Origin of the sequence: Paenibacillus tritici (genome assembly GCF_018207515.1) — a bacterium.
GTDB lineage: Bacteria > Bacillota > Bacilli > Paenibacillales > Paenibacillaceae > Paenibacillus_AQ > Paenibacillus_AQ tritici.
Genome location: NZ_CP073365.1, coordinates 4435241 through 4461504, shown reverse-complemented (window position 1 = coordinate 4461504; position 26264 = coordinate 4435241). Strand labels below are relative to the sequence as shown.

The window sequence follows — 26264 nt, the reverse complement described above, 5'->3', positions numbered from 1 at the left end:
CTCTAATTCTACAATCAGGAGGAGAACGTCAGCTATGAAAGCAGAAATTATTGCCGTTGGAACAGAACTTCTACTTGGACAAATCGTGAACAGCAATGCGCAGTTTCTTTCGATAGAGCTGGCTGCGTTAGGAATTGACGTATACTTTCAGACGGTCGTCGGGGACAACAAAAGCCGTCTGCAGGAAGCGATCCGGATTGCGCAGAGCCGCGCCGACGTTATATTGTTTACCGGCGGGATCGGCCCGACAGAGGATGATCTGACCAAAGATGCGCTGGCTGCGGCGCTTGGCCGTACGCTTCACATTGACCAGCTTGCTATGGATCATGTGCAGCGCTTCTTCGATGACCGCAAGATTGTAATGACTGAGAATAACCGTAAGCAGGCGCTGGTCATTGAAGGGACAACCCCGTTGTCCAACGATATCGGCCTGGCGGTAGGGATTGCTTTGGCGGAACAGGACAAGTATTATATCGTGCTGCCGGGTCCGCCCCGGGAGATGAAGCCGATGTTCACGGATAAGGCCAAGCCTTGGCTGCAGCAGCACGCATTGACGAACGAAATGCCGCTCTACTCGAAGATGCTTAAGTTTGCGGGGATTGGTGAATCGCTCCTGGAGGACAAGCTGATTGATCTGATCCGCAGCCAGAGCGATCCTACGATAGCACCGTATGCCAAGGAAGGCGAAGTGACCGTACGTATCTCCACCAAGGCGCCGTCCGAGCGTGAGGCTATGCTTAAGCTTGATGTGCTCGAGAAGCAGATTGCTGAGATTCTGCCGGAGCATCTGTATGCCAACATTGATGTGCCGCTGGAGCAGCTGATTGTGGACTGGATGGCGGATGCGGGCCTGACTCTAAGCGCTGCCGAGAGCTGCACGGGCGGTCTTCTCATGGAGAGCATTACGAATATCCCGGGCAGCGCCTCCATGTTCGCCGGGGGGATCGTGTGTTATTCCAATGATATCAAGAAAAAACTGCTGAATGTGCCTTCCGCAATGCTTGAAGGCCCGGATGCTCCCGGAGCGGTAAGCCGCGAGGTTGCCGAAGTGCTGGCGGACCAGGTGCGCATGATTGCCGATACGGACTTCGGTTTATCTGTTACCGGTGTAGCCGGACCGGGATATTCCGAGCGCAAGCCGGTGGGGCTTGTGTTCGTAGGACTGGCCGAGCGCGGGTGTAAGACAGAAGTATATGAGCTGAATCTCAAGGGAACCCGTGAGAACATCCGCCTGCGCACAGTCAAGGCCCTGCTGTACCGCCTCTGGCGCCGGCTGGAAGAACGCAAGGTAGCCACTCCGCTGGAAGGCTCGGCCTTGCAATAACTGCCCTGGGCGGTATATAATTTAGGTATGCGGAAGAACCGTGGCTAGAGCAATCTTGCTGCGGTTCTTTGTTGTATATGTAAATCCATGAAAGGGTCTGTTTGCCTTACAATAAAAGGGAGTATTATCCCTGGGAGTAAAAAAAACGAATGTATGTTCTAAAAAAAGCTTGGCAAGACCTCCAAAACACGTTATTATAATACTATAAACAGTGAAGGAAGTGATCTGATTGTCAGATCGTCGTGCAGCGCTTGATATGGCGCTTCGTCAAATAGAAAAACAATTCGGTAAAGGTTCGATCATGAAACTGGGAGAATCCACGCACATGAAAGTGGAAGTTGTACCTAGCGGATCTTTGGCACTTGATATTGCACTAGGTATAGGCGGACTTCCCAAAGGACGTATCATTGAAGTATATGGACCGGAATCTTCCGGTAAGACGACGGTAGCCCTTCATGCGATCGCAGAAGTACAGAAGCAAGGCGGACAAGCTGCCTTCATTGATGCGGAGCATGCGCTTGATCCCAAGTATGCGAATGCGCTTGGCGTGAACATTGATGAACTGCTGTTGTCCCAGCCAGATACAGGTGAGCAGGCCTTGGAAATTGCTGAAGCCCTTGTACGCAGCGGAGCCGTAGACATCATTGTAGTTGACTCTGTAGCAGCTCTGGTACCGAAGGCAGAGATCGAAGGCGATATGGGTGACTCTCACGTAGGTTTGCAGGCCCGTCTGATGTCCCAGGCCTTGCGTAAGCTGTCAGGTGCCATCAACAAATCCAATACGATTGCAATCTTCATTAACCAGCTTCGTGAGAAAATCGGCGTGATGTTCGGTAACCCTGAGACCACTCCGGGTGGACGCGCTCTGAAATTCTACTCCTCCGTCCGTTTGGATGTACGCCGGGTAGAGAGTATCAAGATGGGTAACGATGTGGTGGGTAACCGTACGAAGATCAAAGTCGTGAAGAACAAGGTTGCGCCTCCGTTCAAGCAAGCCGATGTGGATATCATGTACGGCGAAGGAATCTCCAGAGAAGGAAGCCTTGTGGATATCGGTACTGAAATGGATATCGTCAACAAGAGCGGTGCCTGGTATTCTTATGAAGGCGAACGCCTGGGCCAAGGCCGGGAGAATTCCAAGCAATTCCTTAAGGAACATCAGGATATTGCCCTGCTGATCGAGAACAAGATCCGTGAAGCAAGCAACTTATCCACTCTGGTAGCTGCGCCATCCGAAGCTGATGTGGTTGCAGAGCAAGAGGAAGAAGAGAAGCTGTTGCTTGAGATTGAGTAATCTAATTCATAATAACAATTAAATAATGAAGACAAGATCGATAGGCGCCCTGTGAGGATTGACAGGGTGCCTTTTCGTAAATTAATCATTATTTCCATAGCTGATGAGGTGAAATACAGGATGGTAATACAATTGGATTCTGAACCGGAAGAGCAGGATGAGCAGGTGCTGGCAGATTTTCCGGCCGATGAGGAACTGGTAATTACTCGTGTAGAACGTTTGAAGAAGTCAAATTACCGTTATCTGATTCATTTCGGAGCATACAACATGACTGTTCATGAAGATGTCATGATTAAATACCGGATGATTACCGGAAGCACTTTTGTAAAAGCTGATCTGGAGGATATCGTTGCAGCAGATGAACGCCAGCGGGCCTATGTGGAGGGGCTGAGATATCTGGAGCGCAAACCCCGGACCGCACAGGAGATGGCCCGCCGTTTAAGGGAGAAGGAAATAGGGGAGACTGTTATTGCTGAAGTTCTGCTCCGGCTGGAGCAGGAACGTCTGCTTGATGATCCCCTGTACGCCAAGCAGTGGGCGGAGCAGCGGATCACCAGCCAGCGTAAGGGCAAGATGTGGATCAGGCAGGAGCTGCGGGAGAAAGGCATTGATAAATCGCTGATTACTGAGGCGCTGGATCAGATTACCCCGGAGCAGGAGCTGGAGAGCGCACTGCTGACCGGCAGGAAGAAATGGAATACGATCCGGGGAGAGGTAAATGACAAACGCCGGAAGACGGGAGCCTTTCTGATGCGGCGGGGATTTACAGGTGAAATGGTGCGTCAGGTGCTGGGAATTCTCCGGGAAGAGGAGGATTCTGAGGGGGAAGAAGAGGAGATTTACTTCCCGGATTGATTCTCTTGACTTTAATGCGGTTATCGACTCTCTTGACAAGGTCTTTTTATAAATAATAAAATATAACATGAATCGGCATAAACTAAGAATCCTTTTTCCTTCCCAAAAAGCAGACTCTTATGTTCCGGTTCGCGTACAACTCATATGAAATGTAATCGCCGGATAAGGCGGGCAGTGTGCATGTGCAGCATGTGCAGTATGGCAATCGGTGTATTACCGGTTTTTTGTATGGTGATGAACGGATAGTTTAACAACTGCACACATACCCAAGGGAAGAACCTTGGAGGATGTAAACGAGGAGGTGAACAGATGGAATCATGGATCTGGGTCATTATCGTTCTCGTTGTAGCTGCATCATTCTTTGGATTCGGTTATTTTATTCGTAAATCCCTTGCAGAAGCTAAAATTTCCAGCGCAGAGAAAGAAGCCGTAGTCATCGTGGAGAACGCGAAGAAAGAGGCGGAGGCGCTGAAGAAGGAAACGGTATTGGAAGCTAAGGACGAAGTTCATAGAATCCGTACCGAAGCTGAGAAAGAAACTCGTGAACGTCGGAATGAAATCCAACGGCAAGAGAGACGTTTGCTGCAAAAGGAAGAATCGCTGGATAAAAAAATGGAATCGCTTGAACGAAAAGAAGAACAAGTAGCTAACAAAGAGAAACGAATTGATGAAACCCAACAGCAAATTGATGTCATTTACAAGAATCAGGTTACTGAACTGGAGCGTATCTCCAATCTAAGCATCGATGATGCCAGAAGTATCATTCTTAGTAATGTAGAACAGGAAGTTCGCCATGAAACTGCTCAGATGATCAAGGAAATTGAACAGCAGGCCAAAGAGGAAGCGGACAAGAAAGCCCGTGAGATTATTACCTTGGCCATCCAGCGCTGTGCAGCCGATCATGTGGCAGAAACTACGGTATCTGTTGTGACATTGCCGAATGAAGAGATGAAAGGCCGGATTATTGGTCGTGAAGGCCGTAACATCCGTGCCCTGGAGACTCTTACGGGGATTGATCTTATTATTGATGATACGCCGGAAGCGGTTATTCTGTCAGGATTTGATCCGATCCGCCGCGAAGTGGCCCGTACGGCACTTGAGAAGCTGGTGGCAGATGGACGTATCCATCCTGCACGGATTGAAGAAATGGTGGAGAAATCCCGTAAAGAAGTGGATGAGCGGATTCGTGAATACGGTGAACAAGCTACCTTCGAGGTTGGCGTTCACGGTCTACATCCGGATCTGATCAAAATTCTGGGCCGCCTGAAATTCCGTACGAGCTACGGTCAAAACGTACTTAAGCACTCCATGGAGGTTGCTTATTTGACTGGACTTATGGCCGGTGAGCTTGGGGAAGACATCGTGCTTGCAAAACGTGCCGGACTGCTGCATGATATCGGCAAAGCGCTTGATCATGAAGTGGAAGGTTCGCATGTGGAAATCGGCGTCGAACTGGCGAAGAAGTACAAGGAACATCCGGTGGTTATCAACAGTATCGCTTCCCACCATGGAGATTGCGAGGCTACCTCGGTTATTGCCATGCTGGTTGGAGCTGCTGATGCATTGTCGGCTGCCCGTCCCGGTGCACGCCGTGAAACCCTGGAAACGTACATCAAACGTCTGGAGAAGCTGGAGGAAATTTCGGAGTCCTTCGAGGGCGTCGAGAAATCTTACGCTATTCAGGCGGGCCGCGAGGTTCGCGTAATGGTACAGCCTGAGAAGATTGATGATGCGGAAGCTTTCCGTCTGGCCCGTGACATTACGAAGATGATTGAGAGTGAGCTGGATTATCCGGGTCATATCAAGGTTACCGTAATCCGCGAGACACGCGCTGTAGAATACGCAAAATAAGCAAGGAAATCGGCCCCCGTGCGGGGCCTTTTTTCTTGCCTGCATGTGAGCAGTTGCTTATTACCTGCTATACTCCAGTCCTGCTGAGCGGTACACCTTGCTGTGCAGTACCGCAGGTGTAATGGAGTTTGGAATAGGGCGGAATAGGTGAAATTATACTTATGCAGCGATTTTTGTATGGAGAAAATCAATACTTTTAGGAGGAGAGAATCATTAAAGTTTTATTTATCGGAGACATTGTAGGCAATACAGGCAGAAAAGCGCTGCGTGAAATGCTGCCTTCCCTGAAAAGTAAATATCAGCCGCATATCATTATTGCCAATGGTGAGAATGCAGCAGCCGGCAGAGGAATCACCGCCGCGATAGCCAATGAGTTTTTCAACTGGGGTATCCATGGAATTACAATGGGCAACCACACGTGGGACAACAAGGATATCTTTGAATTTATCGACGATGAGCCGCGGATTATCCGTCCGGCTAACTTCCCGCCGGGGACACCGGGCAGAGGGTATACCGTCGTTAAGGGGAACGGCAAACAGCTGGCGATTGTGAATCTCCAGGGGCGTACCTTCCTTCCGGCGATTGATGATCCGTTCCGGATTGGCGAGGAGATTGTGGAAGAGCTGCGCAGAGAGCATAAATGCATTCTGGTGGATTTCCATGCGGAAGCGACCTCCGAGAAAATAGCGATGGGCTATTTCATGGATGGTCTGGCTTCGATCGTTGTCGGCACGCACACTCATGTGCAGAGCAATGACGATGTGATTCTGCCTGGAGGTACGGCGTATCTTACAGATGCTGGTATGGTTGGTTCAAGAGAAGGAATTCTGGGTATGGAAAAGGATGCGATCATCTATAAATTTACAACACAGCTTCCCTCCCGGTTTGTAGTCGACGAAGGCAAATGGCAGCTGCATGGAATATTCGCAGAACTTGATGAAGCTACGGGTAAAGCGACACGACTGGAGAAGATCCGGCTGCGTGAAGATGAATGGGTGATGAGCTAGAAGGGTTTACGAACAAATAGGTAATTCGGTAAAACTCGTTTGTTTTGGGTAAAGTGTGATATTTATTATATCGAAAAAGAGTATCTTTTGAACTATTTTCTCCGGAAAGGTCCGTAAAAAGAAGGAATTAATTCTTCTCCCGCGAATAACATCTACTGTAGTGGAAGAAGAACACCATCATTTTCCCAGGGGAGGTACTTACTATGGATGTATTAAAAGTATCAGCTAAATCCAATCCAAATTCCGTTGCTGGCGCATTAGCAGGTGTTCTTCGCGAACATGGATCGGCCGAGCTACAAGCTATTGGAGCAGGAGCACTGAACCAGGCCGTCAAAGCCGTTGCCATCGCCCGGGGATTTGTCGCACCTAGCGGAGTCGACTTGATCTGTATTCCGGCTTTTACGGATATAGTGATTGATGGGGAAGACCGGACAGCGATCAAACTTATTGTTGAGCCTAGATAATGAAATGAATCATTTAGATTGAGCCTGTTTACTTGGTAAACAGGCTTTTTGCTGTCCTGACTGATGCTTCAGCCTGCGGCATACATATGAAATAGACGGTTGATCCGTTAAAATCGGATACTCAGAAGAAGGAGAGGTGGTCTACTATGGGGAAGATGAAGCTGAAAGTGGCGGATTTTCATTGTGATGCCCTGAGCAAGCTGCAGGCGAATCCCGGGATGGATTTCAGGAATGACCCCCGCCTGGATGTGACCTCAGAGCGGCTGGCGGAGGGGAATGTCGAACTGCAGGTTTTTGCGATATATTTGTCTGCGGTGCGCGGAAGGTCGAAATTCGAGGATGTCCTGGGTCAAATCGAAGGCTTCCGCCAGAAGGTTGTCGGCACGGGAGGCCTGCAGTGGCTGCGCTGGAAGGAAGAGACCGTGGAGGGTGGCTTAACTGCCCCGGCCTTTGGAATGCTCTCTCTGGAAGGCGTGGACGGTCTGGAGGGCAATCTGTTCTATGCTCAGTTATGCTTCGAGCTTGGCGTGCGTTGTCTGGGCGTTACCTGGAACTATGCGAACTGGGCAGCGGACGGTGTGCTGGAGCGGCGCAACGGCGGTTTCACAGAGCAAGGGCGGAAGCTGATTGAATGGTGCAACGGGAGCGGCATGCTGCTCGATGTGTCGCATTTGGCCCCGGCAGGCTTCTGGGAGCTGATGGAGCGGAGCGTACGCCCGTTCATTGCTTCACACTCCAATAGCGCCGCTATCTGTGCTCATCCCCGTAATTTGAGTGATGACCAGATTAAGGCGCTGATTGCAAGGGATGGACGGATCGGGCTTACCTTTGTTCCCTGGTTTGTGCGGGAGGGAGGAGAGGCAGGCCGTGAGGATATGCGGAGGCATATTGAGCATGTCTGCGGGCTGGGGGGAAGCGGACAGCTGATGTTCGGCTCGGATTTTGACGGAATTGAAGCCTGGGTCGGAGGACTGGAACATCCGGGAAAATATGCGGAGTTTGCCGATCTTCTGCTGAAGTACTATCCGGAGGATGAGGTACGGGGCTGGCTGTACGGGAATGCCTGGGGATTCTTGCGGGAGCAACTGCCTTCTTCGGCAGGAACGAATCCTCTGCTTCCATTCACAGAATCGTAAAATGTCGAAAAAAATCCGCTGATTGTGAGGCGGATCTTTTTATTTTCGGGTAATAAGATGTATAATGTTCAGTGGCTTGTACAGATACTAGAGAAAATACAAGGAGTGACTTAAGAATGAGCAAGACTGTATCCGTAGGTGTGTCGGCCCGGCATATTCACCTTACGCAGGAGCATGTAGAAGCATTGTTTGGCGCAGGTTATCAACTGACTGAGTTCAAACCGCTATCCCAATCCGGACAATTCGCAGCCAACGAACAAGTAGCTGTAATCGGTACTAAAGGGAAGTTCGACAAAGTGAGAATCCTCGGACCTGCCCGTCCGGCTTCGCAGCTGGAAGTATCCCGCACAGACGCATTCAGCCTCGGTGTGAAAGCACCTGTACGTGAATCCGGTAATATCGAAGGAACACCAGGCATTACGATTAAAGGACCTGCCGGTGAAGTTGAACTGGAGACAGGTGTGATTGTGGCAGCACGCCATATTCACATGCACACTTCCGAAGCGGAAGCTTGGGGCATTGCTGATAAGCAGCTCCTCAAAGTACGCCTTGGCGGCGAACGCGGCCTGGTACTGGAGAACGTGATTGCACGCGTATCCGACAACTTCAAGCTTGATATGCATATCGACACCGATGAAGCGAATGCTGCTGGTGCCAATAATGGCGATACTGCTGAAATCGTTGATTAGGTTCTTATAATATTTGGCATAAGGCAGGGGAGAAATCCTCTGCTTTTTTTGTTGTGAAATAAATTTTCTGAAAATAATGAAATGGAAGTTTTCATATTCGCTTTTCTGTGTTATCATTATGTGTTATGACTTTGCTGAGCGCTATGTGGAGACGCCGCAAAAGAGATATACAAGGGATTAATGGTCCGATAATATATGTATTCAAAATTAAGGAGATAAAATGACATTTAACGATTTGAATTTGATTCCGCCGATTCTTAAGGCACTGAGCCTGGAAAACTATACATCCCCAACCCCAATTCAAGAAGAGTCCATTCCTGCGGCCTTGGCTGGCAGAGATATCCTGGGCTGTGCACAGACCGGTACCGGAAAAACCGCGGCCTTCTCATTGCCGATTATTCAACTGCTCAGCCAGCAGGCCAGAACTGGCGGAACGAAGCGTATCCGTTCCCTGATTCTGACACCGACGCGGGAGCTTGCTCTGCAAATATCCGAGAACATTCAAGCCTACAGCAAGTTCACAACCATTCGCTCGACAGCGATTGTTGGAGGCGTATCACAGAAGGCCCAGGAACGGGCGCTTGCCATCGGTGCTGATATTCTGATTGCTACACCGGGCAGACTGATCGACCTGATGACCCAAAAACGCGTAGATCTGCAGCATGTGCAGATTCTTGTTCTGGATGAAGCGGACCGTATGCTGGACATGGGCTTCATTCATGATGTGAAGCGGATTATTGCCAAGATGCCTGCCAAGAAGCAGACCTTGTTCTTCTCGGCAACGATGCCGACCGAAATCTCTCAGCTGGTGAAGACTTTGCTGGTGAATCCGGTGAAGATTGAGATTACCCCGGTATCTTCTACTGTGGACAGAATCGAACAGTCGATCTATCTGCTGGAGAACGGGAACAAGCAGAATCAGCTGAACCGTCTGCTGCAGGACCCGTCGATTGTGTCAGCACTGGTCTTCACACGCACCAAACGCGGCGCTGACCGGGTAACCCGGGATTTGACCAGAATCAATATTACTGCACAGGCTATTCACGGCAACAAATCGCAGAATGACCGCCAGAATGCATTAAGAAACTTCAAGAGCGGTGCGACACGGGTGCTGGTAGCTACAGACATCGCGGCCCGCGGGATTGATATTGATGAACTGTCCCATGTCATCAACTTCAACCTGCCGAATATTCCCGAAACTTATGTTCACCGTATTGGCCGGACCGGCCGTGCGGGAATGAGCGGAATCGCCATCTCACTGTGCGAAGCGGAGGAAATCCCGTACCTGAAGGATATTCAGAAGCTGATCGGCAAGACGATTCCGGAAGTGAAGGACCATGCTTATCCGATGTCCAAGAGCAATCTGGCATTGCTTGCAGACCGTCCCGGCAAAGCACCGATGAAGCCGTCGCAAAAAGCTAAAACCAATCCGGCCCGTAAGCCGAAGTCGGAATGGTTCGCGCAAGGCAAGCAGGGCGGCGGTTATACAAGCGGCGGAGCTAGAAGCACCTCGGGTAGCACCTATACAGGTGGCGGAGCGAAAAGTGCATCAGGCGGTAGTGACGCAGGCGGCAGAGCCAAGAGTGCCTCGGGCAGCAGCTATGCAGGCGGCGGAACTGGCAGCAGCCGTCCTGCTGGCGGGTCCGGCAACGGAGCAGGCTCCGGCAGCCGTCCAGGCGAACGATCTGCTGCCCGTCCAGGCGGCGGAGCGGGTAATAAACCGTCTGGCGGCCAATACGGCCGGTCCAGCCAGTCCGGCAGCAGACCGGGCGGAAGCCAAAGCGGACGCTCTGGCAGCCGTCCCGCGGCTAATGCAAGCAGATCGCAATAAGCTGCTGCTGCGGGGCCGAGCATATTGAAGTGAACGGCAGCCTTCCTTCGGGGAGGCTGTTTTATTTAAGTTGGTTGGGGACAAATCCTTCTGAATCCGCCAAAAGTGGGCGATAGGAGAAAAAGAGAGGGATAAATCCCTCTGAATCCGCCAGAAGTGGGCGATGGAAGGAAAAGAGAGAGATAAGTCCCTCTGAATCCGCCAGAAGTGGGCGATGGGAGGAAATGAAAGGGATAAATCCCTCTGAATCCGCCCGGGGTCGCCCCCGAAACAGGCAGAGGAGTCTACCTCGGAGAGTTATAGGCGTAGATTTCGGGCAAGTGTACCGGTTATTAGCGCAGCAGGTATTGCGGCAGCGGATTCTCACGCGTTCCAATACTAATAACAAAAAAACCGCCGCTTGCCAGTCACTGACTGCAAACAGCGGTTATTCTTGTTGTACTATAAGGCGGGACGGGGCCTGCGCCAATAGTTACCCGGCGAGGTAGGCGCCCAGCTCTTCGCGCAGCGTAGAGCTGATTGAGGTCATCGGCAGGCGGAGTGTGTCCGAGGCGATCTCTCCGCGCGCGCTGAGCAGCCATTTGATCGGCGCCGGGTTGGATTCCTTGAACAGCAGCTCCATCAGCGGAACCAGCTGATTGTAGGCGGCCTGGGCGGCCTCTACCTGGCCGGCTCTATACTGCTCGTAGATGCTGAGGAAGCGGGCGGTATGTACGTTGGCCGAGGCCAGCATCCCTCCGGCGGCTCCGTGGCCCAGCATATCGAAGAAATGCAGATCGTCGCCGCAGAGGACGGGCTTGCAGCCGCTGCGGGAGAGCTCGGAGACGAGCAGGGGAGAGCCGGAGCAGTCTTTTAACCCCACGACATTATTCATCTCCAGGATCGTGCGCGCAGTATCTACGGACATGCCGACACCGGCGCGGCCGGGAATATCATAAGCAATAATCGGAAGGCCCACTTCGGCTGCCTTGCGGAAATGAGCGATGATGCCTTCCTGTGACGGACGGCTGTAATAAGGAACAACCACCAGTGCGGCATCGGCACCTGAGTTCGCAGCCAGCTCTGTGCGTGCTACGGTAGAGGCGGTATCGTTCGTGCCAGTACCCACCACCAGCGGAATGGTGCTGGATTTCAAGAGCTCCCGTGAGGCATCCACGAGTGTCTGTAATTCCTGTATGTTGACTGTCGGCGATTCTCCAGTGGTTCCATTAACGACCAGACCATGAATATTGTTCTTGATGATGTTGTTCACATAACGCTGGTAGGACTCCAGATCAATCTCGCCAGCCGCTTGGAACGGGGTGACCACGGGAACATAAATTCCATAAATCTGTTCTTCTGTTAACATGAATATCGTCCTCCAAAATTGTAAAATCCGTTTGTTCTACTGTACCATGGATTATTGCATCGTTGTTAGCTATAATAAATGATGTAGGTTATCAATAATATTGATGTTAGGGTGAGATCATGGACTTAACTTATATGCGGACCTTCCGCGAAGTTGCGAAGCGGCAGAGCTTCACCCGTGCGGCTGAAGAGCTGGGCTATGCACAGTCCAGTGTAACGATGCAGATTCAGAAGATTGAGAAGGAATACGGAGTACCGCTCATTGAACGGCATGGCCGGGCCTTGCGCCTCACCCCGCCGGGGGAGGAGCTATTGAAGCTGTTCGTGGAGATTCTTGATCTGTACGACCGTTCCAAAGAAACGATAGCCCAGCAGATCGGCGGCACATTGACGATTGGGACGATTGATTCACTTGCTGCCTTTTATCTGCCGCCGTTCCTGCAGCAGCTGCGGACGATGTTCCCCGGTCTGAACATTCATCTGCAGACGGAGCAGGAGGCCAATCTGGTCTCCAAGATCAGGGACGGGGAAGTGGATATCGGCCTCATGCTGGACCGCAGCACGGCGGATAATCTGCTGACGAGAATGATCATCCGCGATGAGCCGCTTGTTCTGGTAGCGCCTACCCAGTCTCCGCTGGCACAGCTGGAACGGGTGACGCTGCAGGATCTTAACAACTGTGAGCTGATTGTCTCCGAGGAGAGCTGCATCTACCGCAGCCTGTTCGAGAACCTGCTCCGGGACCACGGGATTGTGTTCCGGATTGGTTTTGAGCTGTCGAACCTGGAGGCCATCAAGCGTTGTGTGCGTAACGGCCTGGGCATAGCGCTGCTGCCGAGAATTGTGGCTGAAGAGGAGATCGAGCGGGGGAACCTGTCGGAGCTGTCTTTTACCCATCCGGAGATTCATTTCGATCTGCAGCTTCTGCTTCACCCCAAGAAGTGGAAGTCCCTGCCGCTGGAGTCCTTGATCCAAATGCTGCTGGCGGATGCCAAGGCGAAGGGAGGAATAACACATGAACATCATTGAACTGCCCATTGAGTTCGAGTATGAAGGACATTCTTATTCTATTTATCCGAGTCTCATTGTATCCGGGAAGGAGCTGACCCTGGTCGATGCCGGTTACCCCCTGTTCATGCCTTTAATAGAGAAGGAAATTCTGAAGCAGGGTCATGATCCCGCGAACCTGAAGACGATTATCATCACTCATTATGACGATGACCATATCGGTGCTTTGGCTGACTTCCGGGCTAAATATCCTTCGGTTGTGATCATTGCAAGTGAAGCCGAGGCGCCCACTATCTCTGGTATGGCCAAATCCGAGCGGTTGGTTCAAGCCGAAGCGCTCCTCGAACACATGTCTGAAGAAGAGCAGCCGTCCGGGGAAACGTTCGTAGATCTTTTGAAGAAGCTGCAGCATGTGCCGGTGGACGTAACTGTCCGGGATGGCGAGTGGATTCTGAACTCCAAGTGCCAGATTCTCGCCACCCCGGGACATACGTCAGGTCATATTTCGCTGTATTTTCCAGAGCTGGGCAGTGTCATCACAGGGGATGCGGCGGTAAATGAGCAGAATGAGTTAGTTGTAGCGAACCCGCAGTACTGTATAGACCTTGCGGGTGCAGAGCAGTCGCTGAACAGGTTAAAAGCACTGCAAGCCCAGTCCTATTACTGCTACCATGGCGGCAAACTAGAGATCGGCCTCCGTGCGCAGCAGAAGTAAGCTGAAGTTGGTCTGTTTTCCTTAAGTTTCTTTTTTTGCGGCCTGTTATGTGCAGCAAGATATTGACATCAAAAACGAGAATATGTTATATAAAAGGTAGTGTTAGCACTCGGTCGAGTGGAGTGCTAAACCCTGATCCGCAATCCGAAGGTTATTTTTGAAAGGAGATTTATTTATTCATGGCTAAAAAAGAGTTTAAAGCTGAATCCAAAAGACTGCTGGAAATGATGATTAACTCCATCTACACGCAGCGCGAGATTTTTCTGCGGGAACTGATCTCCAATGCAAGCGATGCCATTGATAAAATCTATTACAAGGCATTGGCCGATGAAGGCCTGGTGTTCAATAAAGAGGATTATTACATTAAAGTAACCGCAGATAAGGCAAGCCGCACCTTAACCATTTCCGATACCGGAATCGGGATGACGCAGGAAGAGCTGGAGAACAATCTGGGGATTATTGCGAACAGCGGGTCGTTTGCTTTTAAGAAGGATAATGAAGCCAAGGACGGACACAACATCATCGGACAATTCGGGGTAGGGTTCTATTCCGCATTCATGGTGGCTGACGACGTTACCGTAATCAGTAAGGCGCTGGGCAGCGACCAGGCGTTCAAATGGGAGTCCCAGGGCGCGGACGGTTACACGATTGAGCCTTGCGAGAAGGATGCAGTCGGAACCGAAATTACGCTGAAGATCAAAGAGAATACGGAAGACGATAACTACGATGAGTTCCTGGAAGAGTACCGTCTGAAGGCGATCATCAAGAAATATTCGGACTTCATCCGTTTCCCGATCAAGATGGACATTACCGGCAGACAGCCTAAAGAGGACGCCGAGAATGAATTCGTCGATGTCACTGAAGAGCAGACCGTGAACAGCATGGTGCCAATCTGGCGCAAGAACAAAAACGAGCTGACGGAAGAAGATTACAACAACTTCTATGCTGAGAAGCGCTACGGCTTCGACAAGCCGCTGAAGCATATCCACATCAGTGCCGACGGCGCGGTAGTCTACAACGCTATCCTGTTCATTCCGGAGAATACTCCGTTCGACTACTACACCAAGGAATATGAAAAGGGTCTTGAACTCTACTCCAACGGTGTGCTGATTATGAACAAATGCGGAGATCTGCTGCCGGATTACTTCAGCTTCGTCAAAGGGATGGTGGATTCCGAGGATCTGTCGCTGAACATCTCCCGTGAGATGCTGCAGCATGACCGCCAGCTGACGCTGATTGCGAAGAACATCAAGAGCAAGATTAAGAGCCAGCTCCTGAGCCTGCTGAAGGATGAGCGTGAGCAATATGAGAAGTTCTATACCTCTTTTGGCAGACAGCTGAAGTTCGGGGTCTATAACGACTATGGAATGGAAAAGGAGACGCTCCAGGACCTCCTGATGTTCCACTCCTCCAAGGAGAAGAAGCTGGTTACGCTGGCTGAATATGTGGAGAGAATGCCGGAAGACCAGAAGTATATCTACTATGCGTCCGGTGAATCGGTAGAACGCATCGAGAAGCTGCCACAGACGGAAATGGTGCTCGACAAGGGGTACGAAATCCTCTACTTCACCGACGATATTGACGAATTCGCGATCAAGATGATCATGTCCTACAAAGAGAAGGAATTCAAGAACGTATCCAGCGGTGACTTGGGCATCGAAGAGAGTGCCGAGGATAAGCCGTCCGAAGCAGAAGAGAATGAGAACAAGGGATTGTTCGAAGCGATGCAGGGCATCCTGTCCGGCAAAGTGAAGGCAGTCAAAGCGTCCAAGCGGCTGAAATCCCATCCGGTTTGCCTGTCCACCGAAGGCGAACTGACGATCGAAATGGAGAAAATCCTCAAGGCTATGCCGAACGGCGGCCAGGATGTGCAAGCGGACAAGGTGCTGGAAATCAACATTCATCATGATGTCTTCAAATCGCTTAAGGCTGCTGCCGAAGGCGACAAGGAGAAGCTGGGCCTGTACACGAACCTCCTATACAACCAGGCGCTCCTGATCGAAGGATTGCAGGTTAATGATCCGGTGCAGTTCACGAACGATATTTGCAAAATCATGGTCTAAACCAGCGCTACCGCCGGCCTTAAGACCCGTAATTCAGAAGAACCCCCGCGCTGGCGCTTGACCGGTGCGGGGGTTTTGGCGTGCGGATGAAGCCAAGCTGCGGGCCGTTCATCCTCAGGATGAAGGGAGTCGAAATTGGACATCCTCCAGAAGATAAGCAGGCCATTACAGTGACTTGAAGGTCTCGATGAACTTGGTAGCCATAGAGGACAGATATTTATCCTTCATCCATACGGCTGCCACGCGGGTGCGCAGGGTCTCGCACAGGATCTCTTTATAGATCAGGTTGCTGTGATTGGCCAGCTCAAACGCCGACTTGGGTACAATGCCGATCCCGAGTCCCGCATTGGCCCAGAGCAGCGTGGTCCGCGCATCATCATTCATACAGAAGATCTGTGGCTCAAACCCGTGCTCCAGACAGGTCTCACGGATAAGCTGCTCGAAGCGGCGGTAGAAAATCAGCGGTTTGTCCTGCAGCTCGCCAAGCTGGGCAGCACTCTGGCCCCGGGCCCAGTCATAATCAGCGGTCATCACCGCGATCATCGGCTCTGAATGGAAATACAGGCACTCCAGATTGCTGGAGTTGAACGGGGTGCGGATAATGCCGATCTCGACAATACCTTTGTTCAGCAGATCAATAATCATAAACGTATTGCCTTCATGGATCTCAAAGGTCACACCCGAATAGCTCTTGTGGAACTCCGTGAGCGGGTCATGCAGCAGGGTGGCGCCCGAGGACGAGACTGTGCCGATGGTCAGGCTCCCCTTAAGCCCTTTGGCATAATCACTGATCTCCCTGGCGGTGGAGTCTGTTAATTCCAGAATCTGCTGGGCCCGGTTACGCAGAATAATTCCGGCATCCGTCAGCTGTATGCTGCGCGGCCCGCGCTCCACCAGCTTGACTCCCAGCTCTTCCTCCAGCAGCTTAAGCTGCTGGCTGAGAGGAGGCTGGGCCATTTGCAGCTTCCTGGCGGCGGATGTAATTTGTCCTTCCTCGGCAATCGCCAGGAAATATTTCAATTGGCGGATATCCATTTTGCAGCCTCCGGTTCTTAGAGTTGTGACATAGGTTATACGTATGGGATAGATACGAAACCAATATTATTAATATGTAAGCAGGTGTGACATAATCATAACGGGTCTTGTGTTATTTTCAAGCGGGATTACATACTACGCTAAGTTAGGTGAGGATTATTGTGCACAAAATTGCTGTTTTCTTGAAACCGTACAAAAAAGAAGTGACAATCGGACCGATCTTCAAGCTGCTGGAGGCCATTCTCGAACTGCTGCTGCCCACGATTGTGGCCTTGATTATCAATAACGGAATTGGCAAGCAGGACAGCGCTTATGTCTACCGGATGGGGTCCCTGATGGTGCTGATGGCTTTCCTGGGCTTCGGCTGCTCAATGGTATGCCAATATTATGCGGCGCGGGCCTCGCAGGGCTTCGGGACTTCACTGCGCAATACAATGTTCAAGCATATCTCTTCACTGTCGTATGCCGAGCTGGATATTATCGGTACCCCTTCGCTGATTAACCGGATTACAAATGATGTCAACCAATTGCAGGTGGCAGTAGCCATGCTGATCCGGCTGGTGATCCGTGCGCCGTTCATCTGCATCGGTGCCATCATTATGGCGATGATTCTCGATTTCCGGCTGTCGCTTATACTGATTGCAGCTACTCCGGTATTCGGGGTCATTCTGTACTTCATCATTACGCGCAGCTCCCCGATGTACCGCAAATATCAGGGGAAGCTGGACCGGCTGGCACTGGTGCTCAGCGAGAATCTGTCGGGAATCCGGGTCATCCGGGCCTTCGCCGAGAGCCGCCGCGAGAAGCAGCGCTTCAATGAAGCCTCTGAGGATCTGACGCAGACAGCCATCCGAGTCGGGCGGATATCCGCCTGGCTGGGACCGATGACTACACTGGTAGTAAATACGGCGATCATTGCTATTCTATGGGTGGGTGGCATTCATATTGAAGCCGGGGGACTATCGCAGGGTGAGATTATTGCATTCATTAACTATGTTACCCAGATCCTGCTGGCACTGATAGTGGTGTCCAATCTGGTGATCCTGTTCACCAAAGCCTCGTCGTCTGCGAACCGGATCAATGAGGTGCTGGCCATGACAGCATCGGTTGCTGAAGTGCCTGCTGATGCACCTGCTGTTAAGCGGGATGACGCGGCACCGGTCATTTCCTTCCGTAATGTCTCTTTCGGTTATAACACCACCGGTGAACGGGCACTGGAGAACATCTCCGTGGATATCCAGCGGGGGCGGACGGTTGGGTTGATCGGCAGCACCGGTTCAGGTAAGACGACCTTCGTGAATCTGATTCCGCGCTTCTATGATGCCGTGGAAGGGGAGATTAGGGTCGAAGGTGTAAATGTACGGGATTACCGGCTGGAGCAGCTGCGCAGCAGAATCGGCATTGTACCGCAGAAGGCAGTGCTGTTCACCGGCACGATTGCCGATAATATCCGCTGGGGGATGGCATCCGCTACCCGGGACGAGATGATGAGTGCTGCGGCGGTGGCCCAGGCCGAAGAGTTCATCACCAGGCTGCCGGAGGGGCTGGATACGCTTGTCGCCCGCGGAGGGCATAATCTGTCCGGCGGACAAAAGCAGCGGCTGACCATTGCCCGCGCCGTGGTAGGCCGTCCGCCGATCCTGATTCTGGATGATTCCTCAAGTGCCCTGGATTTCGCCACGGATGCAGCCCTGCGCCGTGCGCTGAACGAGAACAGCGGGGAGATGACCGTTCTGCTTGTATCCCAGCGGGTAAGCACGGTCAAGCAGGCGGATCAGATTATTGTATTTGATGAAGGGCGGATTGCCGGAATCGGCAGTCATAGAGAATTGCTGGAGAGCTGCGCGGTCTATCAGGAAATCTGCATGTCCCAGCTCTCAAGTGAGGAGGCTGTACAATGAACACTACTATGACCTGGAAACGCCTGTTTGACTATACCCGCCAATATAGAAAAATAACCTTCGGAGCGATCATCTGCGCCATTCTGAGTGTGGTTGCCAGCCTGATCGGACCGCTGTTAATAGGCCGCGCGATTGACCATATGATCGGGCCGGATCAGGTGAACTTTCCGGAGATTCTGCGTCTGCTGCTGATCCTGGGTGCGGTCTATCTGATAGGCAGCTTCTTCGGCTGGCTGCTCACTTACTACACGAACAAGCTGGCTTTCCGGACGGTATATGATCTGCGCCGGGAGCTGTTCGGCAAGCTGGACGCGCTGCCGCTGAAATTCCATGACAATCATCCCCAGGGCGACAGCATCAGCCGGTTCGTGAACGACATGGATGCCGTCTCTGACGGGCTGCTGCAGGGCTTCTCCACGCTGCTGACCGGGATCGTCACTATTGCCGGCGCCATCGGCCTGATGCTCTATATCAGTCCGGTAATGACGCTGGTGGTGCTGCTCTCCGCACCGGCGACCTTTTTCGTCGCCCGCTTCATTACGATGCGCTCCCAGCAGCTCTTCCGGGAGCAGGCCAAAATTCTCGGCGGCCTGAACGGTTATGTGGAGGAAATCATCGGCGGGCAGAAGGTGGTGCAGGCCTATCATTACGAGGAGAGCTCCTTTGCAGGTTTTGCAGAGCGCAATAATGAGCTGTACGAGACAGGGACGAAATCACAGTTCTATGGCTCGCTCTCTAACCCGACGACCCGCCTTGTTAACAATATCACCTTCTCGCTGATTGCCATGATCGGGAGTGTGCTTGTTATCGGAGACCTGTTCTCCGTAGGGGATCTGTCCAGCTTCCTGATTTATTCCAGTCTGTTCGCGAAGCCGTTCAATGAGATCACCGGGGTGATCACGCAGCTGCAGTCCGCAACAGCTTCAGCGCAGCGTATCTTCAGTATTCTGGATCTCCCGCAGGAGGCCCCGGACCAGCCGGATGCCTATGTGATGGAGAACAGCCGGGGAACAATCACCTTCGACAAGGTAAGCTTCGCCTATACACTTGAGCGCCCGCTGATCCAGAATTTCAGCCTGGAGGTGAAGCCGGGTACACGCGTGGCGATCGTCGGCCAGACCGGGGCGGGCAAGACCACGCTGGTTAACCTTCTGATGCGCTTCTATGAGGTAGACAGCGGAACGATCCGGATTGACGGAGTAGATATCACTTCCATCACTCGGGATAGTCTGCGGCGCAATTTCGGCATGGTGCTGCAGGAAACTTGGCTGTACGGAGCCACCATCCGTGACAATATTGCCTACGGCAAGCCCGATGCACCGGAAGCTGAGGTTATTGCTGCGGCCAAGGCTGCGAATGCGCACAGCTTCATCAAACGGCTGCCCGAGGGGTATAACACTAGAATCAGCACCTCGGGAGACAATCTCTCCCAAGGGCAGAAGCAGCTGCTCACCATTGCCCGCGTCATGCTGGTCGATCCGCCGATGCTCATTCTGGATGAGGCCACCAGCAGTATTGATACGCTGACTGAAGCGCGGATACAGAAGGCTTTTCTGGCGATGATCACCGGGCGGACCAGCTTCGTCATTGCCCACCGGCTGTCTACGATCCGTGAGGCGGACCTCATTCTGTTCATGAAGGATGGAGATATCGTGGAGAGCGGAACACATGACGGGCTGCTGGAGAGCGGAGGCTACTACGCCCGGCTGTATAATAGCCAGTTTGCGGCGGTATAAGCAGGGGGAATGCAGAAAAACAGCTGCGGTCAGGACTTCTTGGGAAGTCTGCCGCAGCTGTTTTTTTTGCGCCATACCAGCAGTGCTTAGGAGTTTTGCATAAGAATTAGCGGTGACTTTGTGGGATTCCTGCCTATATGGCAACATTCTCCTCACTCGTTGGGCCCAAATAAAAAATGTTGCACCAAAAGCAGAATATCCCGGCCTTCAGGCGGCTGAGCAGTACAATTCCTGCATTTCGGGCAACAATCCTCTTGAACACCCTTGTATTCAGGGGTCAAGGTTGCAATTAGAACAACAATATTGAACGGACAGGGGAGCCGTCGCGAAATGCGTGCGAAGCCTCCTGCTAGTTTGGTTAGGCAGCGGGAAAGGATAGCGGCACAGGGGGGATATAAATGGCTTGCAGAACTATGATCGCTTCCGGACTGTCATTCGGTGCTCTTGTGCAGCCGGCTTCTCATCACTCCGGGTGTTACCCCGTGAGCCTTCCGGAAGACCCGGATGAAGTAATTGGTCTCCATTCCGAGGTTCAGGGCGATATCCTGCACAGGACGCTCGGGGTCCTCGGTCAGCATCTGCATGGCACGCTGGAGCCGCAGATTCTGCAGATACTTATGGGGAGTCATCCCGTATTCCTGCAGGAACAGGCGCTGGAAATGCTGGACGGAATACCCCACAGCAGCGGCAAGATTGGTGATCAGCAGCGGCTCGGTGAAATGCTCGTTGATCAGGCTGACTGCTTTATTCAGTGCATCGTTGCGTACATTTTGGTTCTCCAGCCGGGTTGCCGCACCGGCAGAGGTCTCACTTCTGCGCAGCATCAGAAGCAGCCGGTACAGGGTAACCGACAGATCCTGCTGGACCGATTGATCCTCCTGGCGTCCTGTGCTGCTGCCGTTCACTGTATGCCAGATCCCGCCGAGCATATCCCAGCACTCTTCGAACCGTTCAGGATGGAACAGGGTGGAGGGCAGCAGGCCGAGTCCTTCCAGGACACCAGCGGCCTGGCTGCCATGGAATCCGATGAATCCTACATGCCACGGCTCATGGGACAACGGATGATATTCATGTCCGCGGTCAGGCGGAAAGGTATAAGCCATGCCCGGCTGCAATACCGTCTCGGTGCCGTCCTCCAGGTCACGGAACCTTCCGCTTCCGCTGCGGATCAGAAATATCTGATGCACCGGGAATCCGGCAGGCCGCACGTGGTGATACTGGATATGACGGCCGACGGAATAAGGATATAGGGGGTAAGCGCTCAGGTTGCGCGGCATTTCTATTAGGGAGAAGGGGAGCATGTGAACACCTCATATTCATTTTGTGCTATGCAAACGCTATTATTATCCTACCATTGATCTCAGATTATCCTATATTATAAATAGTATAAACGGTTGTAAGTCCAAGGGACAGAGCAAGCGGAGAAATTGTATCCGTTAAAAGTCCCATTCTAACATAACGTACAGACGAGAGGATGTAATTAGATGAGCAGCAAAGTTCCTGCAATCAGCAGCAAGGCTCCTGTGATGCTTCACGGTGCCGACTATAATCCCGAGCAATGGTTGAAATATCCTGAGGTGCTGCAGGAGGATATCCGCCTGATGAAGCTGGCAGGCTGCAATGTAATGTCAGTGGGGATCTTCTCCTGGGTTTCGCTGGAGCCTGAAGAAGGGGTATTTACCTTTGAATGGATGGACCAGCTGCTGGCCCGTTTTGCCGACAACGGAATTTACGCTTTCCTGGCTACGCCAAGCGGATCACGTCCGGCATGGATGTCCGAGAAGTACCCTGAAGTGCTGCGGGTTGAACGGAACCGGGTGCGCAATCTGCACGGCGTCCGTCATAATCACTGCTTCACTTCTCCGGTCTACCGTGACAAAACAGCGCTGATCAACTCCAAGCTGGCTGAGCGTTATGCGCATCACCCGGCGGTTATCGGCTGGCATATTTCCAATGAATTCGGCGGCGAATGCCACTGTGATTACTGTCAGAATGCCTTCAGAGATTGGCTCAAGGTGAAGTATAAGGGAAGTCTGGATGAGCTGAACCACGCCTGGTGGGCCACCTTCTGGAGCCATACGTATACCTCGTGGGAACAGATTGAATCCCCTGCTCCGCACGGAGAGACACAGGTTCACGGCCTTAACCTGGACTGGCGCCGGTTCGTAAGTGATCAGACCATCAACTTCTGCCAGCATGAGATCGACGCCGTGCGCAGCTTCAATCCTGAACTGCCGGTGACGACCAACATGCATATGATCGACGGTGTGGACTACCGCAATATGGCCAAGATTCTGGATGTAGTCTCCTGGGATGCTTACCCGGACTGGGGTTACACCGAGGACGATGATGATTCCCGTCTGGCCGCATGGACAGCGATGCACCACGATATGTACCGCAGCTTCAAAAACAAACCGTTCCTGCTGATGGAAAGCACACCGTCTCTCACGAACTGGCAGATTGTCAGCAAGCTGAAGCGCCCGGGGATGCACAAGCTGTCTTCGCTTCAGGCAGTAGCACATGGATCTGACTCTGTGCAGTACTTCCAGTGGCGTAAAAGCCGCGGTTCCAGCGAGAAATTCCACGGCGCCGTAGTCGACCACAGCGGACATTCGGAGACCCGTGTATTCAGAGATGTGGCGGAGGTTGGCCGCACACTGGCCGGGCTGGAGGATGTAGTGGGCACAACGACACCTGCCGAGACGGCGATCCTGTTCGACTGGGACAACCGCTGGGCGGTCAAGGATGCGCAGGGCATCCGCAACTCGGGCCTCAAATATGAAGAAACCGTGCTTCAGCATTACCGGGGACTGTGGGAGCTGGGGATTCTGGTAGATGTGGTGGGTTCAGGCGATGATCTGTCCGGCTACAAGCTGGTGATTGCTCCAATGCTGTACCTGATCAGCGAAGAGAACGGGAAGCGGATCGAGAAATACGTGGAGCAGGGCGGCACCTTCCTCGCTACGTATTGGTCGGGAGTCGTGGGCGAGACCGATCTGTGTCACCTGGGCGGCTTCCCTGGACCGCTGCGCAGAACACTGGGTATTTGGGCCGAAGAGACAGAGGGGCTGCACAGCCGTGATCTGAATGGCCTTGTAATGGACCCTGGCAACAACTTGAAGCTGGCCGGTGAATACGATGCGCATGAGATCGCCGAGCTGATCCATCTGGAAGGCGCTGAAGCGCTTGGGCATTACCGCAGTGACTTCTACGCCGGCCGTCCGGCATTGACAGTGAACAAGCTGGGAGCAGGCAAAGCCTATCATCTGGCGACACGTGTGAAGGACCCGCAGTTCTATGTGGATCTGTACGCTGCGATTACCGGAAAAGAGCGGATCAGCCGCACATTGAACACTGAGCTTCCTACAGGAGTAACGGCTCAGCTGCGAAGTGACGGCGAGCATGATTATGTATTCGTGCAGAATTTCAGCGGCAACGAGCAAGTCGTAACGCTGGATGGACAGGCCTATACGGATGTGGAATCCGGCGCTGCGGCTCCAGCTGAGCTGAAGCTGGCAGTCAACGGACTTGCTATCCTGAAGCGCGCGAGCGCGAAGGTCTAAATTGGACTTGAAGTAAATAGTAAGTTGAAAAGGCAGAACCCGCTGAGTGGGATTCTGCCTTTTTCGCATTGTACAGCGAATTATGATATCGCAAGAATCCCACTGGTTCCGCCGGAAGTGAGCGGCATGGGAAAATGACGGGGAAATGAAAGGGAAAAATCCCACTGATTCCGCCGGAAGTAGGCGGCACGAGGAAATGAAAGGGAAAAATCCTTCTGATTCCGCCAGAAGTGGGCGGTATGGGGAAATGAAAGGGACAAATCCCTCTGGTTCCGCCGGAAGTAGGCTACACAAGGAAATGAAAGGGAAAAATCCCACTGATTCCGCCGGAAGTAGGCGGCACGGGGAAATGAAAGGGATAAATCCCACTGATTCCGCCGGAAGTAGCCGATACGGGGAAATGAAAGGGAAAAATCCTTCTGATTCCGCTGTAAGTAGGCGGTATGAGGAAATGAAAGGGATAAATCCTTCTGGTTCAGTAGTGAACCTTAAATGTTCACTGGATGGGGACTGAAGGTGCAAATGAAGAGCAGAAGTGCACCCCATTACGCCGGACGCGAGCCAAATGAGCCAAAGAAGAGCAGAGGTGCACCTCATTACGCTGGACGCGAGCCAAATGAGCCAAAGAAGAGCAGAAGTGCACCTCATTACGCCGGACGCGAGCTAAAGGAGTAAATGAAGAGCAGAAGTACACCTCATTACCTCGGACGCGAGCTAAATGAGTAAATGAAGAGCAGAAGTGCACCCCATTACCCCGGACGCGAGCTAAACGAGTAACTGAAGAGCAATAGTGCACCTCATTACGCTGGATGCCGTCAGCAGTAGGCGAATGGAGACTGTTGAGGTCGCCTTAAAAGCTACATGTTCCGGCCGAATTCAGCCATAAATAGCTTCAATGCCCTCAATTACCCGCACGAAGTAATCCCGCTCATGCGGTACGAGCTGTGAGAATTCGACTTGCTCATCTATCTCGACCTGTTCGCCGCTCCCGGTGACCCGGAAGCCGTTCACATGAAGGCTGCGGCTGGCTCCGGTAATGAAGCTGCGGAAGTCAGCGAAGCGGGCCTGCACGATCCCGGCTACCTCTTCCTGCTGCAGTATGAAGTCACTAAAGTCGTGGCTGTTCTCATAGACAAATACATGTGCCCGTTCCCGGTCGATAAATCCGGCGCTGTCCATCTGGTAGGGGATGATCCCAAGCGGCTTCAATTCGGCAAAAGCAAGCGGTATTCCCAGCTCCTCCTGCACCTCACGGACCCCGTCCTCCACAGTCTCATGAGCCATCAAATGTCCGGCAGCCGTAATGTCGAGAAGGCCGGCGTAATCTCTTTTCTGCTGGCTTCGCAGCTGGAGATAAATGCTCAGCTCCCCCTGCTGCCTGCCGACAAACCAGCAGTGAAAGGTCTCGTGCCAGAGGCCGCGGCGGTGCACCTCATCGCGTGATGCAGTCCCCGTGATATTGCCTTGCTCATCAAAAGTAGTTACTATTTCTTCAATCATATAGAAGCTCCTTTGTTCCCGTTGGATTGTTTAACTACGGCATACTATAGAGATTGACGTTATATTTTAAAAAGTTTACCATAAACAATGAATTACAGTAATATCCAGAAGGAAGGCAGATCGGATAGCAGACCGGTATTCTGGCTCCGGGAGAGGCAAACGAAGAAATATTTGCTTATGCTAAATTGACCGGAATTATCTTTGCTCTGCCGGCCTTTACGGCTTTTGAGCTGCTAGAAAATGCGCTGAGGATCAGCCGGTTCACCGTATGGGAGTACGGGGAGGTTGAGCGAGAATCAGCCGACTCCGGTTGTCGGACAAGGAGAGGAATTAATGATACCTGTAACAATGGAACGTGAAATATTCAATTCGCTAGTTGATGAAAGGCTGGGCTGGGCCTGCATGGAACCAACGTTCATGAAGATCCGCGCGAAATCACCGGCGGTGAAGAATGAAGCCATCGCACAGCTGGGGAGAGGGCAAAGGGCTCTCTGCATGTTCCGGATTCTATATGGCCACAGTTCCAAGTCGGCAGAAGAATACTACGCCTGGATCTGCTATCTGCTGGATCAGCCGGGGTATTGGAGCAGTGTGCTGGAGGGACTACAGTTTTTTGGAGATGATAAGCTGGTTAATCTGCTTGAGGAGTCGAAAGAGCTCTTTGAGGCGAGGAATCAGCGGACAGGCGCGGACTGGGGCGAGGCAGCGATAACAGATTTGGAAAAGGATGCAGAGCTGCTTGAGGCGGTTAACAGGCTCTATTCACAGTATAAGGAGCTTACTACGCATAGTCTTCAGATCATAGCCGGGTACATCCGTTCGAATCCCAATGAATTCATCGTGTTCAGTGACGGTCAGGCCTGAGCATACAGCAACCCCCGGATGCCGAAGCATCCGGGGGTTGCTGTGTCTGGCGGCTGCTCTGAACAGCCGCACCTAAGGATG

Annotated in this window: 20 protein-coding genes; 16 read left to right on the top strand and 4 right to left on the bottom strand. The window is 52.2% G+C overall.

Annotated elements, in window-relative coordinates; all coding sequences use genetic code 11:
* Window positions 1-34 precede the first annotated feature (34 nt).
* The 9 genes from KDC22_RS19165 (at window position 35) to KDC22_RS19125 (ending at window position 10451) form a co-directional block, all read left to right on the top strand.
* Window positions 35-1324, top strand: a complete 1290-nt coding sequence (locus KDC22_RS19165; RefSeq protein ID WP_211720032.1) for a competence/damage-inducible protein A — start codon at window positions 35-37, stop codon at window positions 1322-1324.
* 229 nt (window positions 1325-1553) lie between these two features.
* The gene (gene recA, locus KDC22_RS19160; RefSeq protein WP_173133406.1) at window positions 1554-2618 is read left to right on the top strand and encodes a recombinase RecA; all 1065 of its coding nucleotides are present in this window, start codon (window positions 1554-1556) and stop codon (window positions 2616-2618) included.
* Window positions 2619-2738: 120 nt separating this feature from the next.
* A complete protein-coding gene (locus tag KDC22_RS19155) occupies window positions 2739-3473 on the top strand; it encodes a regulatory protein RecX (protein WP_173133409.1) in 735 nt (244 codons plus the stop codon).
* Window positions 3474-3782: 309 nt separating this feature from the next.
* Window positions 3783-5324, top strand: coding sequence for a ribonuclease Y (rny, locus tag KDC22_RS19150; protein ID WP_173133412.1), 1542 nt, complete (start codon window positions 3783-3785; stop codon window positions 5322-5324).
* A 212-nt stretch (window positions 5325-5536) separates the two neighbouring features.
* The gene (locus KDC22_RS19145) at window positions 5537-6331 is read left to right on the top strand and encodes a TIGR00282 family metallophosphoesterase (protein ID WP_173133712.1); all 795 of its coding nucleotides are present in this window, start codon (window positions 5537-5539) and stop codon (window positions 6329-6331) included.
* 203 nt (window positions 6332-6534) lie between these two features.
* Complete coding sequence (locus tag KDC22_RS19140; RefSeq protein ID WP_211720031.1) at window positions 6535-6795, top strand: stage V sporulation protein S; 261 nt, start codon at window positions 6535-6537, stop codon at window positions 6793-6795.
* A gap of 146 nt (window positions 6796-6941) precedes the next feature.
* Window positions 6942-7931, top strand: a complete 990-nt coding sequence (locus KDC22_RS19135; RefSeq protein WP_246552758.1) for a dipeptidase — start codon at window positions 6942-6944, stop codon at window positions 7929-7931.
* 116 nt (window positions 7932-8047) lie between these two features.
* Window positions 8048-8620, top strand: a complete 573-nt coding sequence (gene pduL, locus KDC22_RS19130; protein ID WP_211720030.1) for a phosphate propanoyltransferase — start codon at window positions 8048-8050, stop codon at window positions 8618-8620.
* Between the two features lie 220 nt (window positions 8621-8840).
* Window positions 8841-10451, top strand: coding sequence for a DEAD/DEAH box helicase (locus tag KDC22_RS19125; protein WP_211720029.1), 1611 nt, complete (start codon window positions 8841-8843; stop codon window positions 10449-10451).
* 472 nt (window positions 10452-10923) lie between these two features.
* On the opposite strand, the gene dapA is transcribed toward KDC22_RS19125, so the two are convergent.
* Window positions 10924-11799 carry a 4-hydroxy-tetrahydrodipicolinate synthase gene (dapA, locus tag KDC22_RS19120; protein ID WP_211720028.1) on the bottom strand — a complete coding sequence of 292 codons (876 nt, stop codon included), beginning with the start codon at window positions 11797-11799 and terminating at the stop codon, window positions 10924-10926.
* A 119-nt stretch (window positions 11800-11918) separates the two neighbouring features.
* On the opposite strand from dapA, the gene KDC22_RS19115 reads away from it, so the two are divergent.
* The 3 genes from KDC22_RS19115 to htpG all read left to right on the top strand — a co-directional run bounded on the left by KDC22_RS19115 (window position 11919) and on the right by htpG (window position 15584).
* A complete protein-coding gene (locus KDC22_RS19115; protein WP_211720027.1) occupies window positions 11919-12827 on the top strand; it encodes a LysR family transcriptional regulator in 909 nt (302 codons plus the stop codon).
* Window positions 12814-13521, top strand: a complete 708-nt coding sequence (locus KDC22_RS19110) for an MBL fold metallo-hydrolase (RefSeq protein WP_211720026.1) — start codon at window positions 12814-12816, stop codon at window positions 13519-13521. The genes KDC22_RS19115 and KDC22_RS19110 overlap by 14 nt, the downstream gene beginning before the upstream one ends.
* A gap of 179 nt (window positions 13522-13700) precedes the next feature.
* Window positions 13701-15584: a molecular chaperone HtpG gene (gene htpG, locus KDC22_RS19105; protein ID WP_211720025.1), complete on the top strand. Its 1884-nt coding sequence runs from the start codon at window positions 13701-13703 to the stop codon at window positions 15582-15584.
* Between the two features lie 165 nt (window positions 15585-15749).
* On the opposite strand, the gene KDC22_RS19100 is transcribed toward htpG, so the two are convergent.
* Entirely contained in the window at window positions 15750-16619 is an 870-nt protein-coding gene (locus KDC22_RS19100; protein ID WP_173133437.1) for a LysR family transcriptional regulator, read from the bottom strand.
* Between the two features lie 161 nt (window positions 16620-16780).
* Here KDC22_RS19100 and KDC22_RS19095 point away from each other — a divergent pair, with 161 nt between their 5' ends.
* On the top strand, window positions 16781-18520 hold the full coding sequence (locus tag KDC22_RS19095; RefSeq protein WP_211720024.1) for an ABC transporter ATP-binding protein: 1740 nt from the start codon (window positions 16781-16783) through the stop codon (window positions 18518-18520).
* Window positions 18517-20256, top strand: coding sequence for an ABC transporter ATP-binding protein (locus tag KDC22_RS19090; protein WP_211720023.1), 1740 nt, complete (start codon window positions 18517-18519; stop codon window positions 20254-20256). Before KDC22_RS19095 ends, KDC22_RS19090 begins: the two co-directional genes overlap by 4 nt.
* A gap of 431 nt (window positions 20257-20687) precedes the next feature.
* Here KDC22_RS19090 and KDC22_RS19085 read toward each other — a convergent pair whose 3' ends face one another.
* Complete coding sequence (locus KDC22_RS19085; protein WP_246552757.1) at window positions 20688-21533, bottom strand: AraC family transcriptional regulator; 846 nt, start codon at window positions 21531-21533, stop codon at window positions 20688-20690.
* 207 nt (window positions 21534-21740) lie between these two features.
* On the opposite strand from KDC22_RS19085, the gene KDC22_RS19080 reads away from it, so the two are divergent.
* Window positions 21741-23819: a beta-galactosidase gene (locus KDC22_RS19080; protein WP_211720021.1), complete on the top strand. Its 2079-nt coding sequence runs from the start codon at window positions 21741-21743 to the stop codon at window positions 23817-23819.
* 876 nt (window positions 23820-24695) lie between these two features.
* On the opposite strand, the gene KDC22_RS19075 is transcribed toward KDC22_RS19080, so the two are convergent.
* Entirely contained in the window at window positions 24696-25319 is a 624-nt protein-coding gene (locus KDC22_RS19075; protein ID WP_211720020.1) for an NUDIX hydrolase, read from the bottom strand.
* Window positions 25320-25652: 333 nt separating this feature from the next.
* On the opposite strand from KDC22_RS19075, the gene KDC22_RS19070 reads away from it, so the two are divergent.
* Entirely contained in the window at window positions 25653-26183 is a 531-nt protein-coding gene (locus KDC22_RS19070; protein WP_173133454.1) for a DMP19 family protein, read from the top strand.
* Window positions 26184-26264: the final 81 nt, after the last annotated feature.